The organism is Bradyrhizobium sp. Leo114, from assembly GCF_055229415.2.
This window is the reverse complement of sequence record NZ_JBUYEN020000016.1, coordinates 155,002-170,049: the sequence shown is the minus strand read 5'-3', so window position 1 is coordinate 170,049 and position 15,048 is coordinate 155,002. Positions and strand designations below refer to the sequence as shown.

The 15,048-nt window shown below is 62.4% G+C and carries 12 protein-coding genes; 2 read left to right on the top strand and 10 right to left on the bottom strand.

The features are described from left to right. Window positions 1-3: 3 nt before the first annotated feature. Both ACZIRK_RS21040 and ACZIRK_RS21035 read right to left on the bottom strand, forming a co-directional pair. Window positions 4-2,865: a putative Ig domain-containing protein gene (locus tag ACZIRK_RS21040; protein ID WP_463328065.1), complete on the bottom strand. Its 2,862-nt coding sequence runs from the start codon at window positions 2,863-2,865 to the stop codon at window positions 4-6. 425 nt (window positions 2,866-3,290) lie between these two features. Then, window positions 3,291-5,315 carry a sensor histidine kinase gene (locus ACZIRK_RS21035; RefSeq protein WP_463328052.1) on the bottom strand — a complete coding sequence of 675 codons (2,025 nt, stop codon included), beginning with the start codon at window positions 5,313-5,315 and terminating at the stop codon, window positions 3,291-3,293. A gap of 40 nt (window positions 5,316-5,355) precedes the next feature. On the opposite strand from ACZIRK_RS21035, the gene ACZIRK_RS21030 reads away from it, so the two are divergent. Next, window positions 5,356-6,099 carry a response regulator transcription factor gene (locus tag ACZIRK_RS21030; RefSeq protein ID WP_463328051.1) on the top strand — a complete coding sequence of 248 codons (744 nt, stop codon included), beginning with the start codon at window positions 5,356-5,358 and terminating at the stop codon, window positions 6,097-6,099. Between the two features lie 54 nt (window positions 6,100-6,153). Here ACZIRK_RS21030 and ACZIRK_RS21025 read toward each other — a convergent pair whose 3' ends face one another. Beyond that, window positions 6,154-7,104, bottom strand: a complete 951-nt coding sequence (locus ACZIRK_RS21025) for an alpha/beta hydrolase (RefSeq protein WP_130231360.1) — start codon at window positions 7,102-7,104, stop codon at window positions 6,154-6,156. A 244-nt stretch (window positions 7,105-7,348) separates the two neighbouring features. Here ACZIRK_RS21025 and ACZIRK_RS21020 point away from each other — a divergent pair, with 244 nt between their 5' ends. After that, window positions 7,349-8,356 carry a DUF2155 domain-containing protein gene (locus ACZIRK_RS21020; protein ID WP_456646148.1) on the top strand — a complete coding sequence of 336 codons (1,008 nt, stop codon included), beginning with the start codon at window positions 7,349-7,351 and terminating at the stop codon, window positions 8,354-8,356. A gap of 97 nt (window positions 8,357-8,453) precedes the next feature. On the opposite strand, the gene aat is transcribed toward ACZIRK_RS21020, so the two are convergent. The 7 genes from aat to aroQ form a co-directional block, all read right to left on the bottom strand. After that, complete coding sequence (gene aat, locus ACZIRK_RS21015; protein WP_130229463.1) at window positions 8,454-9,134, bottom strand: leucyl/phenylalanyl-tRNA--protein transferase; 681 nt, start codon at window positions 9,132-9,134, stop codon at window positions 8,454-8,456. A 46-nt stretch (window positions 9,135-9,180) separates the two neighbouring features. Continuing rightward, entirely contained in the window at window positions 9,181-10,272 is a 1,092-nt protein-coding gene (locus ACZIRK_RS21010) for a sensor histidine kinase (protein ID WP_130229462.1), read from the bottom strand. After that, a complete protein-coding gene (locus ACZIRK_RS21005) occupies window positions 10,269-10,709 on the bottom strand; it encodes a response regulator (protein ID WP_130229461.1) in 441 nt (146 codons plus the stop codon). Before ACZIRK_RS21005 ends, ACZIRK_RS21010 begins: the two co-directional genes overlap by 4 nt. After that, window positions 10,706-12,235 carry a sensor histidine kinase gene (locus tag ACZIRK_RS21000; protein ID WP_130229460.1) on the bottom strand — a complete coding sequence of 510 codons (1,530 nt, stop codon included), beginning with the start codon at window positions 12,233-12,235 and terminating at the stop codon, window positions 10,706-10,708. The genes ACZIRK_RS21005 and ACZIRK_RS21000 overlap by 4 nt, the downstream gene beginning before the upstream one ends. A 162-nt stretch (window positions 12,236-12,397) precedes the next feature. Next, window positions 12,398-13,750 (bottom strand): acetyl-CoA carboxylase biotin carboxylase subunit, encoded by a 1,353-nt coding sequence (gene accC / locus ACZIRK_RS20995; RefSeq protein ID WP_028164174.1) that lies wholly within the window; start codon window positions 13,748-13,750, stop codon window positions 12,398-12,400. Between the two features lie 83 nt (window positions 13,751-13,833). Continuing rightward, the gene (accB, locus tag ACZIRK_RS20990) at window positions 13,834-14,325 is read right to left on the bottom strand and encodes an acetyl-CoA carboxylase biotin carboxyl carrier protein (protein ID WP_130229459.1); all 492 of its coding nucleotides are present in this window, start codon (window positions 14,323-14,325) and stop codon (window positions 13,834-13,836) included. A 41-nt stretch (window positions 14,326-14,366) separates the two neighbouring features. Next, window positions 14,367-14,834 carry a type II 3-dehydroquinate dehydratase gene (gene aroQ / locus ACZIRK_RS20985; protein ID WP_130229458.1) on the bottom strand — a complete coding sequence of 156 codons (468 nt, stop codon included), beginning with the start codon at window positions 14,832-14,834 and terminating at the stop codon, window positions 14,367-14,369. Window positions 14,835-15,048 lie beyond the last annotated feature (214 nt).

The window sequence follows — 15,048 nt, the reverse complement described above, 5'->3', positions numbered from 1 at the left end:
CGATCAGAACTTCGCCCCAAGCCCCAGCTTCCCGCCGACGGATGACTGACCTCGCCCTTCGACATTGTAGAGAAGTCCCGCGTCGAGCGTCCATTGGTCTTGAGTCTTCAGGGAAACACCTGCGGTGAAAGTGCCGAACACGCCAGAACCATCGAGGCCGGAATAGCCACCCGTCCCTCCAACCTTCGGCGTAAGGATCGAACCGTTGCCGAGCAAATAGGATCGCGCGATTTCTGCGCCGGCACTGACGCGGAGTTGGCGCGCGTCAAAGCCACTGATCGCAATTTGATCCCTTGCGCTGTTGCCCACCACATAGTCTTCGACTCTTTCCGAGAAGTAGACGGCTCGCAATCTCGGTGTCAGCACGGTCACCTTGTCGAGATTCCATTGCCCCTTGATTGAGGAATCAACCATCCATCGCTTCGTGTCGAATGTCCCGTCCCAGAATCGCGTGTCGATATTGTTTGCGGAGCCGCCATAACGCAGGCTCGTGTCCCAGAACACGCCCTTGCCGAGTTCGAACGAAGCGTACGGGCCTGCAAGCCAGCCATTGCCGGTGAGTTTGGTATCTTCCTTGCTGGGATCGGTCATCCGGTCAAAGTGGAACGAAAATCCAACAAGAGCTTGTTCCGTCAACAGGTAATCCGCTCCAAGATTGACCATGGCGAAACTGCCCCACTTGCCGTCATTTTCAGTGCGGTTGTGGGCCAGCATCGCGCCATTGATCCAGAGATTGAAAGGCAAGGATGCTGCCGCGGAAGCGCCAGGCTTGGTGTCGCGAGCACCTTGCATCTGCGCGAGGCTGGTGGCGAAGTTGAGCGTCAATCCACTTTCTGACGGCAGCGCGCGTGCCGTGACGGGATCCTTGTCTCGTCCCATCTGCCGGCGCTCCATCAAGCCCGGAACGCTGATCGTGGAAGAGATCATGTTCTGGCGGGTCTGTACGAAGCCGTGGACCAGAGCATCAATATCGCGGGCCACCTTCTGCGCATCGTGACTCAGCTTGTAGGTGACAGTTCCTGTGTTGGAGCCGCCGAGCGCACTCGTCAGACGAAATCCCACGCGCACCTGGCCGGAATAGGCAGGATCGGGGTTGAACTGGAGATACCAGCCTGTCGGTGTCGCAGGGCCTGCCTGCGCCAGTTGACCGCGGGTAATCTTGGCGCTTCCCGCATTGGCGGGCTCAACGGAAACGATATCCGCTGACGTAAACGGCCCTCCCGTTGCGCCGCGGTTCAGATTGACGTCCCCGGGCGTCGAACCGGCCGGCACATCGATCATCTGGTCGGTGACGCTGACTTTCTGTGCATTGACCTTCAGGCTGTACGCGGCCGTACCGATCGCACCATGGCTGTCCTGAACTTGGAGTGTGAATGTGTAGTTGCCCGGCGCGGCAGTGGGGGCAAGCGGCCCGGTAAGTTCACCGGTCGAGATGTTCAGGGTCATACCTTTTGGGAGAGCGCCTGAAGCGACGCTGTAGATGAGTGGCGCCGCGCCACCCTTGGCGGATAGTGACTGCCTGTATTCCTCGCCCGCCATGGCTTCCGGCAGGCTGCCGGCCGGAGGCGTAAAAGTGAACGACGCAGCGGAGGCCGAAATCGCGATTGTGTAACCTGCCGACCCCGTAGTCCTGTTGGCATCCGTAGCTGTAACGGTGAAGCTGGAATTGCTTGCCGCCGTCGGAGTACCGCTGATCTTTCCGGTGGACGGATCGAGCGACAGGCCGGCCGGAAGCGAACCGGACGTGACGGCGTAGCCATAGGGCGCTGTTCCGCCGGATGCGGTGACGGTCTGGTTGTAGGCAACGCCAATCGTACCGCCGCCCAGTGCGCCTGCCACAGGCGAGAGCGAAAGGGCGCCGGGAGCAGAGATCGTCAGCGTGTAGGCCGCCGAGCCGGTAGCTCTATTGGCGTCGGTCGCGGTGATGGTGAAGCCAGAGTTGCTCGGGGTCGTCGGAGTACTGCTGATCTTTCCGGTAGACGGATCGAGCAGCAAACCGCTCGGTAACGAGCCGGAGGTGACCGCATAGGTATAGGGGGCGGTCCCGCCCGAGGCTGTTACCGTCTGGCTATAGGCGATCCCGGTCGTGCCGCCTGTCAGCGCTCCCGCGGCAGGAGAGAGCGTCAGAATAGCAGGCGGGTTCACAACGATCGTGTAGCGAGCCCCGTTCGAGAAGGTGAAAACGTAGGTCCCGGCCCGTTGCGGAGTACCGCCCAGAACGACCCTCACCCCCGTCACTTGCGTTAGCGTCATCCCCGGAGGGATGCTCCCCGAGGTCGGAGTGGTTTCGGCAACCACACGGACAGGATCGTAGGCTACGCCGACGGTCGCAGGCGGCAGCGTGGTATCGGCGCCGACCAGGATTTGATAGGTCGCAGATGCGGTACTAGCAGCGCTGTCGGTGACGGTTACCGTAAAAGGCTCGATGCCGGCTATTGCGCGTGTCAGCATCCCGGTGATGGCGCCGGAAGCTGCGTTGAGCGTCAAGCCATCCGGGAGTGATCCCGAGGTGACCGCGAACGTGTACGAGCCGGTACCACCCGAGGCACTCAGGGTTAGACTGTAAACGTCTCCCACAGTTCCTGCGGTTAACCTGCCAGCAGCAGGAGAGAGGGTGAGCAGGGGCGAAGCCGGTCCGCTGCACGTGGCACGAACGTCAATTATAGCGGGCCCCACACTGACGCCCGTGTACAAATTGAATTTCTGACTCCCTGAGGAGTTGATAGCCAAACTTCCCGTAGTCGATGGCGTATTTATTGAATTGCCCGTCGTGAGGTTCGCTAGAATTGTGTTGGTGTAGAGAGTTGAGTTGTTGACAAACGATATTGTTTCTCCCGCTTCGAACGTAGCTGGGCCGTATGTCATGCTCTGACTGCTTCCGCTCAGCGCACCACCTGCAACAGCGATACATCCCGCCGACAGTGCATGAGCCTGCCCGCACATGGCGAAAACCGTAAGAATGAGCGCGACGAATAATGCGAGCGCACCAACCCCAGCAGGCCTTGCCCGCAACGCGCGATCGTCGCGCAATTTTGCCGGATACTTTGCGCCCACTCATTGCCCCCAAGTCCCACGCCTGAGCTGGCTCTCGTGCGCAACGCGCAAGCCCGAGCCGCATGGGGGAAAATAGCGGAAGCCCCAGGAAAACCTTAGAAACCAATCGTAACGTTCATAACGCAACGAAACGGAACGCAACGAAAACCGTAGCGAATTCACAACACTCGCGATGGCGTAGATTCAGACCAACGCAATGGTCAGGTGGCATCGGGTTTGAGATGCGTGAATCTTGCTCAGGCCTCGCGAGCGGGCAAATTGATTCGTACCGTGGTGCCTTCGCCTTCTCGGCTTTGTACGGTGGCCGAACCGCCATGCGCAGTCGCAATCTTGGCAACGAGGAAGAGGCCAAGCCCTGAACCATCAGCCCCTTTCGCATTCGAGCCGCGCACGGAATTCTCGAACACATGAGGGAGATCACGCTCCGGAATACCTATGCCATGATCGGTTACGATTATCGCGATGCCCTCCGTTGTCTTGTCGAGGGATAACGCGATCGGGGAGGCGCCCTTCAGGGCGGCATATTTGACGGCATTCTCCAACACGTTGAGGATCGCGAGTTCGAGCATATCCGTATCGGCAGCGAGTTTGATGTCGGCGGCATCGGGCGCAATACGAAGGTTGATCTCCGGACCTGTCAGCAGATCGCGGCTGCGTTGATGTGCGGCGACGACAATGGACCCGGCAGTTGCTGGCGCGAGGCGAACTCGAAAGGCGGGCCCTTGCAGGCGGCTGCGTGCGAGATTGGTCTCAAGAACTTCCACCAGTTGCGCTACGGAACGTCGTATGCGCGTGATGCGGTCATGGTTCGCCTGATCACTCTTTGCCAGTGAAAGGCCGATGCTGTCGATGCTGGAGCGGATCGCCGCGAGCGACGCGCGATATTGGTGTGATACGACTTCCAGAAAGCGGACCTGCCGCAATTGCGATTGCATTTCAGCTTGCAGGGCTTCCTCCGCGACGCGCCTCTCGGTCGCCTGCGCAAGTGAGAGGACTTCGGCCTTTCGAAGCCACGCCGCCAGCGAGCCGGTGAGCAGAATCGTCATGATCAGACCCGAAACGCCGTAGGCGTGATAACTCCATTCCGGCAACAGGTCGAAGCCCAATCGGTCCCCAAGTGAGATGAGAACGCCTATGGCGACGGCCGCGAATGCGGCAGCTCGAAGTCGACTGACCGCTCCGTCTTCGTTCAAGTACCGCAAGCCCAAGAGCAAGTTGACGATTGCGGCCAGCATACTCACCGACGAGCCGATAGGACCGAAGACGACGTTACCTCCCGAGAGCGCGAAGCCCGTGCCCACTATCCCTGTGGCGGCGAAAGCGAGGTAAAGCCCGTGAAGCCAGGTCGATTTTTTTCGCAGATCAAGCAGGCTCGAACAGGCGAGAACGCTAAATGCCAACCCCATCCAGGCGTTGAAGCCCAGAAAGAGATCGTTGGCCCACCCGGTGCCACGGAACAATAACACATGACTAAGCCCGAGATTGCCCGCGTAGACCAACATCACACCAAGTGTGCTGAGGGCCACGAGCAGATACTGCCTTTTGCGGTCGAAGCAAAAGAACACGAGGTGAATGACGAACAACACGCTCATGCCACCGAACCAGACGCCATAGATGCCGCCGATGACGGCGGCCGACCGCGTATGGCCCTGGACCGTTTCGAGTCTCAGATTCATCTGGGTGAACGAATTGAGATTCAGCAGGCGGATATAGACAACAGTCTTTTCGCCCGCGGCAAACTCGAGACGTACCGCATTGTCCAGCCCGGAAAAGCTATCGTGCGGGAGTGGCCGATGGTCTCCCGCCTGATGGAGGGTAAAGTCCTCCTTGGAGGATCCATCACCTGGCTTGGCCACATAGATGTCGATCGTGTCAACAAAGTTCGGTGTGAGGGATAGAAGGCCTTCGGCATTGGCCGGGGCGGGTAGGGTCAGTCGGAGCCATACGGCATGAGTGATGTAGCCAAAGTTGATGTTCTGGCCAGGAGCGGACCGAAACGCCGTTTGGCGGGCCGGCGTCAGGACGTCCTGCAGCGTGAGAGTCGATGAAGGATCAGTGAGCACGGCCACGTTCCCCCGGATAGATGGAAGGTGGGAGGCAGCTTCCGCGTTGACGGAGAGAATGCAAAACGTCAGCAATGACAGGGAGAGGTAATAGGGCGTGCCGCGCCGAACGTGAGCCATCCGCCGCTCTCGTGCAGCATCCGTTAAAATTGTTATTGTTTTGGCTGGGACAAATCGCAAGAGCACTGCTGCAAACATCGTAGAATCTTCTTCACCACTCCTGGTCTAATTCTTTATGATGACTGAGAATTCATTCATACGGGAATCAGAGGGGCCGATCGTCTCGCAGAACATCAGCATCCTGCTTGTGGAAGACCACAGCGATTTTCGCCAGAGTATCGCGGATTATCTGCGGCTTCGCGGTATGCGGGTGACCGAGGCGGCGTCCGGCATCGAATTTTACAGAGCGTTACGTCAAGCCCGCTTTGACGTCGCCGTGCTTGACATCAACTTGCCGGACACAAGTGGATTTGATCTCGCGGCCGAACTTTCGGCGCGCGAGGACATGGGCATCATTATGCTGACCGCGCGCAACGACCGAGAGGACCGCTTGCGCGGATACGGCGATGGCGCGCATCTCTACTTCACCAAGCCCGTCGATAGCGAGGAATTGGCGCTGGCCATCGAGAATCTCGCACGACGCGGCAGACAGCAGGTCAATCGTGCCGTTGGGAATTCCAGCAGCACGTTGCGTCTCGATCGAGCCCGCCAGACGCTTCATGATCCAGCGGGACGATTCGTCAGGCTGTCCGGCCGAGAGCTGGTGCTGCTTGACTACTTGGCAACCCGCCCGAATATCACGGTGTCGCGCGAAGAAATCGCCGGACTCTTTGGACATATAGAGCCAGACCCCGAGAGCCGTGCCCTGGACGCCGCCCTCACTCGGCTCCGCGCCAAGCTCAAGGCCGAGGATATTGAGTTGCCGTTCCGGGTCATCAAAGGTGTTGGCTTGCGACTGATGGTGAACATTAAAGTAGAATGATCATCGACCAGTTTCCCTGCGTGAACTTAGTTGCCTTGACCGTCGCCCGCCCGGTTACGCGTTCAGTCGTTTCAGCCACGCGCCGATATCGGTCGCCGCGACATTGGCCTGGTTGAGCAATTTGCCCATGGTGAAAAAGCCGTGGAATTGGCCGGGAAAGTGCTTGTAGGTCACGGGCACGCCGGCTGCCTTCAGGCGTTCGGCATATTCGTCGCTTTCATCGCGCAGGGGATCCGCGCCGGCGGTCAGCACATAGGCCGGCGGCAGGCCGATCAGGGTCGTCGCACGCGCCGGCGACGCGCGCCAATCATGCGCGTCCGCGGCGCTGCTGAGATAGTGATCGCGAAACCAGCGGATGACGGAGTGGGTGAGGAGGATGCTGGTCTCCGGCTCGCTGTGCGAGGGATGCGTCATCGCGAAATCGACCGCCGGATAGATCAGCGCTTGTCCCGCGATCGCAGGACCATTGCCGTCGCGCGCAGCGATCGCCACGACCGCGGCGAGATTGCCGCCGGCGCTGTCACCGCCGACGCAAAGGCGCGCGGCATCGATGCCGAGCTGCTTCGCGTTTGCCGCCACCCATTTCGTCGCCGCGATGGCATCGTCGACGGCCGCAGGGAATTTGTGCTCTGGCGCAAGACGGTAGTCGACGGAGATCGCGATCAGCTCGCCTTCATCGGCAAGCTTCCGGCAGACCACATCATGGGTGTCGAGATCGCCGATCACCCAGCCACCGCCGTGGAAGAACACCAGCGCCGGTGACAGGCCGTCCTTCTGGCGCAGCTTCTTGGGCCTGTAGACCCGCGCCGGGATCGTGCCGTGGGGCGCGGGGATCGACAGCGGTTCGACCTGTGCCAGCTCCGGCGGCTCAGGATTGCTGACAAAGCGCGCCTGCGAATAATACGCACGCGCTTCCGGGGCGGTCAGCGTTTCGTAAGCGGGGCGGCCAGCCTCCTGAAAGGCCTTGAAGACGGCGGCGGCATCGGGATCGAGAACGATAGGCATATTGAACGGGCTTCCTCTGGATCATCCGGTCCGGTTTTCCGGATTTTTTGCTGTTTTCCGCGTGGCATCCGCAGACCTCGGCGAGTGCCGGAACTATCTCATGGGGCAGGGAGCCTGACCAGTGGCGGAGGCCCGCCCTTTCCCCGCCGTATTCGGCGTGTTAACCGGTGAACCTGCGAGCGGCATGTAGCCAATAATTGATTAGTATGTTCAAAGCCCGATTCGTTCCTTGAAGCCGCGCGAGATGCTCCGAACCGTTGCCCTGACTGGCTTTGCGGCCCTGATCGCCGCCTCAACCCTCCCGCTTGCGCAGCCTGCGCGCGCGCAGATCGGTACTATTTTCTCCGATCCCGCCCCGCGCCCGCCGGGCGCGATTCCGCGTGGCGGCCAGCAGGCGGCTCCCGACGATGAAGAGGAAGTGCCGGAATTGCCGCGCGGCCGATTGTTGCCGACACCGAACCGGCCGCCGCCGGGGCAGGGGGTGCCGCCACCGGGCAGCTTCCAGTCGCAGCCTCTGGCGCCGCCGCCGGGCACCCAGGGGCCTCCTCCGAATGCGCCGCCCGCGGTCGCCGTGCAGCCGCCATCGCCCGGGGCGCCTCCTAATGTCGCCAATGCGCCGCCCGGTGCCAATCCGTTGCCGGGATTGCCGCCCGGACAGCGTCAGCCCAAGAGCGTGCCGCAGACGCCGGCAACGCTGCAGCCCGGCGACGAGGTGGTGAGCGAGCCGCCGTCGACCAAGATCGCGAACAAGAAGGCGACCTTCTCCGGGCTCGACAAGATCACCGGGCGCATCATCAATTTCGAGGAGGATATCGGCGAGACCGTGCAGTTCGGTGCGCTGCGTGTGAAGACGGACGCCTGCTACACGCGGCCCTCGACGGAAGCCGCCAACACCGATGCCTTTGTCGAGGTCGACGAGATCACGCTGCAGGGCGAGGTGAAGCGGATTTTTTCGGGCTGGATGTTCGCTGCAAGTCCGGGCCTGCACGGTGTCGAGCATCCGATCTATGATATCTGGCTGACCGACTGCAAAGGGCCGGAGCAGACCATCGTCAACGCGGCGCCCGATCTGCCGAAACAGCCGGCCCCACCGCCGGCGGCGCAGAAGCGGCCGCCCGCGCAAAAGCAGGCGACCCCGCGTCCGCCGCCGCAGCAGCAGCCGCAATACCAGCAGCCGCCGGCGCAGCCCCAACCGCCGCCCCCTCCACCGCAGCAGCGGCCCGGCGGGCTCTTCAGCATATTCGGGAACTGAGTGGAGATGGCTTAGCCCGGATGGAGCGAAGCGCAATCCCGGGTTCGCGCCATTTGAGAGATGTCCCGAGTTGCGTTGCGCTCCGGGCTACGAGGGTTCATGTGCGCGCTGCGATGATCGCGAGCGCATCACCGCCCTTGACTGGTTGATCGGTCGGCAACTTCAGGAAATCAGCGGGCGCACCCGAGATCGCCTGGTCGAGCAGCGCGCGATAGCGGCGGCGCGGGATTTCGAGCGCACCGAAGCTGCGCAGGTGCTCAGTGACATATTGCGTGTCGAGCAGCTGAAAGCCGCCGGCAATCAGCCGCGCCACCAGATGGACCAGGGCGACCTTCGAGGCGTCGCGCGCCGTATGGAACATGCTCTCGCCGAAGAAGGCGCGCCCCAGGCTGACGCCGTAGAGACCGCCGACCAGTTCGCCGTCCTGCCAGGCCTCGACGCTGTGGCAGTGGCCGAGCCGATGCAGCCCGACATAGAGCTCGCGGATGCGGTTATTGATCCAGGTGTCCTCGCGTCCTTCCGCCGGAGCGGCGCAGCCGGCGATGACGGCCTTGAACGCGGTGTTGACCGTCACGGTGAACGCATCGCAACGCACCGTGCGCGCCAGCCGCGAGGTGATGCGAAAGCCGTCGAGCGGGATCACGCCGCGCATTTCCGGCTCGACCCAGAACAGCGTGGGGTCGTCGGCGCTCTCGGCCATCGGAAAGATGCCGCAGGCATAGGCGCGCAGCAGCACGTCGGGTGTGATCTCGGATGCGGCGGAGTCGCGCGATGTCATGGTTGGAGAATAGCAGGCGAGCGAGAGCGGCGCGATAGGGGCCGAGCTAGCTCGCGGCGGCGCTGGCGGATTTCGCCGTTGCGGTGCTGGCACGGGGAAAGCGTACCAGGATGCGCGTGCCACTATGGTCGGGGTCGCGCTCGACGCTGGCCTCGAGCTTGGAGGCCATGGCGCTGACGATCCGCTGGCCGAGGCCCGTGGAGCGCGGGTCGGCCTTGACGTTGAGGCCAACGCCGTCGTCGGAAATCGCCAGCAGCACATCATCGCCCTCGGTCTTGAGCTCGACATGGATCGGGCCGGCGCCGTCAGGATAGGCGTACTTCACCGCATTCATCACCAACTCGTTGACGATGATGCCGATCGCGACAGCACGATCCGGATCGATCTCGATCGGTTCGGCCTTCAAGGTCAGCCGCGACATCCGGTTGCCTTCGGCCGAGCGGCGGAGATCTTCGAGCAAGGATTCCAGATATTGGTTCAGCAGCACGCTCTTCAGGTCGTGCGAGGTGTAGAGCCGACGGTGGACCTGGGCGACGGCAGCGACGCGGCCCATCGCGTTGGTGAGCGCCGCCTTGACGTCGTCCTGTGTCGCCGAACTCGCCTGCAGGTGCAGGAGCGAGGCGATGATCTGCAGCGAGTTGCCGACGCGGTGATTGACCTCACGGAGCAAGACCTCGCGCTCGGCGGCGAGCGCAGCGAAGCGGTCGCGCGAGGCGTGGATCTCGGCTTCCGCCTCGTCGCGCGCCCGCTGCAATTCCGCCTGACGTAGCGCGCCGTTGACGGCGACCTGGAGCAGCGGAATGAATTCGCCGTGGATGTCCTTGACAAGATAGTCCGCCGCGCCGGCCTTCAGCGCGGTGACGGCGATCGCGGAATCCTGTGAGGCCGTGACGAACACGACCGGTGGCGCGTCGGGAATTTTCAGGATCTGCTCGAGCGTCTCGAGCCCGTCGAGACCCGGCATGTACTGGTCGAGCGCGACCACGTCGATGCCGCCTTGTGCGATGCGATCCAGCCCCTGCTGGCCGCTTGCCGCGTGCACCACCTTCAGCCCGAGCCGCGTCAGGCCGCGGTCGACAAGCCGCGCCAGCGCCTCATCGTCGTCGATGTAGAGCAGGGTGGGGCTCGTGGTGCTCATGCTGCTGCTGGCGGAACCTGAATGACCGAGAAGAACAGTCCGAGCTGGCGGATTGCGTTGGCGAAGCTCTCGTAGTTCACCGGCTTCGTGATGTAGACGTTGCAGCCGTACTCGTAGCATCGCTTGATCTCCTGCGAATCGTCCGTGGTGGTCAGCACCACCACCGGGGTCGACTTCAGGTGCTTGTTCTCCTTGACCCGTTTCAGGATATCGATGCCGGTCATGTCGGGTAGGTTGAGATCAAGCAGGATGAGCAGCGCGCGGCCCTTTTGGTCGATGCCGCTTCCATCCGGGCCGAAGAGATAGCCGACCGCATCTGTACCGTTCCTGAACGGCACGATCTCATTGTTGACACCGGATCGGCGAATATTCCGCTCAATCAGCCGCGCGTGGCCTTCATCGTCTTCGATCATGATGATGGTGACTGGATTGCTCATACATCTGCCTTCCGCTTGGCGGCCCAGTTGACTGGAAGTGTTATCGTGAATGTGCTGCCCTTGTGAAGTTCCGAGGCGACCGACATGGTTCCCCCAAGACGCCGCACCAGCGCCCGCACATGCGCGAGCCCGATGCCCTGGCCGGGCTTGTCCTGAGTTCCGGCCCGGCGGAACAGCTCGAAAATGCGCTGGTGATCCTTGGGATCGATACCGCGGCCATTGTCGCTGATTTCGAAGATCGCAAAGCCAAGCTTGGTGCGTCCGCGGATTGCGATGTCGCCGGGAACACCGTCCCTCAGATATTTGAGCGCATTGTCAATGAGATTGGAGAAGATCTGCTCCAGCGCAAGACGGTCGCTGGTGATATCAGGCAATGGCTCGATGCGGATTTGCGCATTCGCCTCGGCCGCCTGATGCGCGACGGTCGCGGCGACGCCCTCGATCAGCTCGCGAGTGTTGATCCGGTCGGGACTGAACTCGCGCCGACCTTCGCGGGTGAGATTGAGGATCGCGGTGATCAGGCGATCCATCTTGGCGATCGAGGATTTGATGAAGCCGAGCGCCTCGGAAAAATCGTCGGAGAGCTGCTTGTCGGCGCTCTCGAGCACAGGCTCGGCGCTGTCGGTGGCGTTCTGCGGCAATGCGGCAGCTTCCGAGGCGCTGTGGCTCAGGGCGGCGATCCGCTTGAAGATGTCGCCGCGCAGCTCCTCGAGCTCGCCGGTAAAGCCCATGATGTTGACGAGCGGCGAGCGCAGGTCGTGGCTGACGATATAGGCAAAGCGCTGGATCTCGTCATTGGCCTCGCGCAGATCGGCGGTGCGCTCCTGCACGCTGGTCTCCAGGGTGACGTTGAGGTCCCGGAGCTTGGTCTCGGCCTCGTCGCGGACGCGCGTGGAGCGGCGCACCTGGAACGCCGCGATCGCGCCAAGCGCAATCACGATGCACGATCCGGCGATGGTGACGGAGGACGCCAGTATCTGCGAGCGGTCGGCATTGGCCGTCCGCAAATCGAACAGCCGCTCTTCCTCGGCGTGCATCTTGTCCGTCACGTCGCGGATGATGGCATTGGTGTTGCCGGCGGCCGCCTCGCGGACCAGCGCCGCTGCGCTGGCGGGTTCGTCCCGCTTGATGAAATCCATTTCGCGCCTGAACTGATCGAGCCGGATGTCGATTGCCGCACGCATCTTCTTCACGTTCTCGACCTGAAGCGGATTGTCGACCGTGAGCTGCGCCAGCTTATCCGCATAGGGGACGACGTTGGCCACCGCCTGCTCATGGTCGGTCAGGAATTCCGGCCAGCGGGTCAAGAGATAGGCGCGGGCCGCGCTTTCGGCACGGCGGAGCTCGAGCAGTACGGCATTGATCTGGTTTTCCACCTCGACGGTGTGGACCACCCAGGCGCTATCCTGGCGCGCCTTGTTCACCAGCAGGACCGACCCGGCGCTGATCGCAACCAGCACCAGGAGCCCCGCCGCGAGCAGCAGGATCTGCCCCAATGCGCGCCGGCGCTTGGCGTCAGACGTCACGGGTGCCTCGTGTCATGGATCCAGTGGAATGCAAGCGGTCCTCGGGGATGGGAAATCCCGGTCGCTGCAAACGCACGGTTCCGTGCTTTGTTCCATGCGAAATGGAACTGGCTTAGGATGTCTGACTTGGGCCGTCTGACTTGCGGCGTCTGATTTGGGCCGTCAGCCGATGGTCGGCTGCCCGGCGAGATACTGCTCCAGCCAGTGGATGTGATAGTCGCCATCGATGATGGAGGGCTCGCGCACCAGGGCGCGGAACAGCGGCAGCGTGGTCTCGATTCCGTCGACGACCATCTCGTCCAGCGCCCGGCGCAGCCGCATCAGGCATTCGCCACGGGTCTTGCCGTGCACAATCAGCTTGCCGACCAGCGAGTCGTAATAGGGCGGGATGACATAGCCCTGGTACACGGCGGAATCGATCCGGACGCCCAGGCCGCCGGGCGGGTGGTACTGCGAGATGCGTCCAGGCGAAGGGCGGAAGGTCTGCGGGTTCTCCGCATTGATGCGGCATTCGATGGCGTGGCCGATGATCGCGACCTCGTCCTGCTTCGCGGGCAGGTCGCCGCCGGCGGCAATCCGGATCTGCTCAAGCACGAGGTCGATATCGGTGATGCTCTCGGTGACGGGATGCTCGACCTGGATGCGGGTGTTCATCTCGATGAAATAGAACTCGCCGTCCTCATAGAGGAATTCGATTGTGCCGGCGCCGAGATATTTCAGGTCCCGCATCGCCTTCGCGCAGGTTTCGCCGATCTTTGCGCGCTGGGCGGCCGAGAGGACCGGCGAGGGACCTTCTTCCCAGACCTTCTGGTGGCGCCGCTGCAGCGAGCAGTCGCGCTCGCCGAGATGAATGGCGCCACCGCGGCCGTCGCCGAGCACCTGGATCTCGATGTGGCGCGGCTTCTGCAGGTATTTCTCCAGATACACCGACGCGTCGCCGAAGGCGGATTTCGCTTCGGTTGCGGCGGTGGAGAGCGCCAGCGCCAGATCGGCTTCGCTGTGCGCGACTTTCATGCCGCGCCCGCCGCCGCCGGCGGCGGCCTTCACCAGCACCGGGAAGCCGATCGACCTGGCGATCGCCATTGCATCGTCATCAGAGCTTACGGCGCCGTCGGAGCCGGGAACGACGGGAATGCCCAGTCGCTTGGCGGTCTTCTTGGCCTCGATCTTGTCGCCCATCAGGCGGATGTGCTCGGCCTTCGGACCGATGAAATGCAGATTGTGCTCGGCCAGGATCTCGGCGAAGCGGGCGTTTTCGGAGAGAAAGCCGTAGCCGGGGTGCACCGCCTCGGCGCCCGTGATCTCGCAGGCCGCGAGCAGGGCGGGAATGTTGAGATAGGAGTCCTTCGACGGCGGCGGCCCGATGCAGACGCTCTCGTCCGCAAGCCGCACATGCATGGCATCCGCGTCAGCGGTCGAATGCACGGCCACCGTCGAAATGCCGAGCTCCTTGCAGGCGCGCAGCACGCGAAGCGCGATTTCACCGCGGTTGGCTATGAGGATCTTGTCGAACATGTGCTTCCAGCTCGCGGGCGGCGAATGGCGACTAGCGAGTGGAGTTGTCTCTTCACCATTCGCTATCCGCTACGCGCCATTCGCTATTCGATAATTACCAGCGGCTCGCCGAATTCGACGGGCTGGCCGTCCTCGACGAGGATCTGCGTCACGGTGCCCGCGCGTGGGGACGGAATCTGGTTCATCGTCTTCATCGCTTCGATGATCAGCAGCGTCTGTCCGGCTGATACCTTGCTGCCGACCTCGATGAAGGGCTTTGCGCCCGGCTCCGGCGCCCAATAGGCGGTGCCGACCATGGGCGAGGGCACTACGCCCGGATGTTTGGCGAGGTCGGTCGCGGCAGCGGCAGCCACGGGTGCAGCCACCGACAGGGCCGGCGCGACGGCCGCCGGCACGGCCGCGGCAATGCTGACATTGCGCGCGACACGCAGGCGGACGCCCGCACGCTCGATCTCGATCTCGGTCAAGTGGGTCTCGTCGAGCAGGAGCGCGAGTTCGCGGATGAGCGCGGCGTCATCCTTGTCGTTGTCTTTGCCGGGCTTTGCGGCGGATTTGTCGTCTGGCTGGCGCGCCATGATCTTGGTCCGAAACTCTCTGTCTGATGACGGGGAATGCGTCAGGCTGTCGCCTTGGCGCCGATCCTGGCGGCGAGGCCTGATATCGCGAGGCGATAGCCATCGATACCGAAGCCGCAAAGCGACGCAAAGGCGGCTTTAGCAGTGAAGGAATGATGCCGGAAGCTCTCGCGGGTATAAATGTTGCTGATATGCACTTCGACGGTCGGAATTTTTACCCCGATCAGCGCGTCATGCAGCGCGATCGAGGTATGGGAATAGGCCCCCGCATTGATGATGATGCCGACCGCCTGCTTCGCCCGCGCCTCATGGATGAAGTCGACCAACTCGCCCTCGCGATTGGACTGCCGGCAGTCCGCGGTCAGGCCAAACTGGGCCGCGGTATCCCTGCAGAGCTTCTCGACGTCGGCGAGCGTGGCATGGCCATAGGTCTCGGGTTCACGGGTCCCGAGCAGATTGAGGTTCGGGCCGTTGAGCACATAGATCGTCGCGGCAGGGGCCTGGGCCATCCGGAGTTCCAAGAAACAGCGCTAAATCGTTCTGGGCAGGATCGTTTCGGAAACGGGGTTCCGGATCTCGCTCCAAGTCGCGGGTTTATAGGTAACAACGGACCAGAGGGAAAGCTTAGGTTTGTCGCAAACCGGTTCAAACGGCTCATTTGGACCGTCAGGTTGCCTGGCTAACCCACGGAAAACGCTAATTAACCAACTTTTGTGGAAAAGC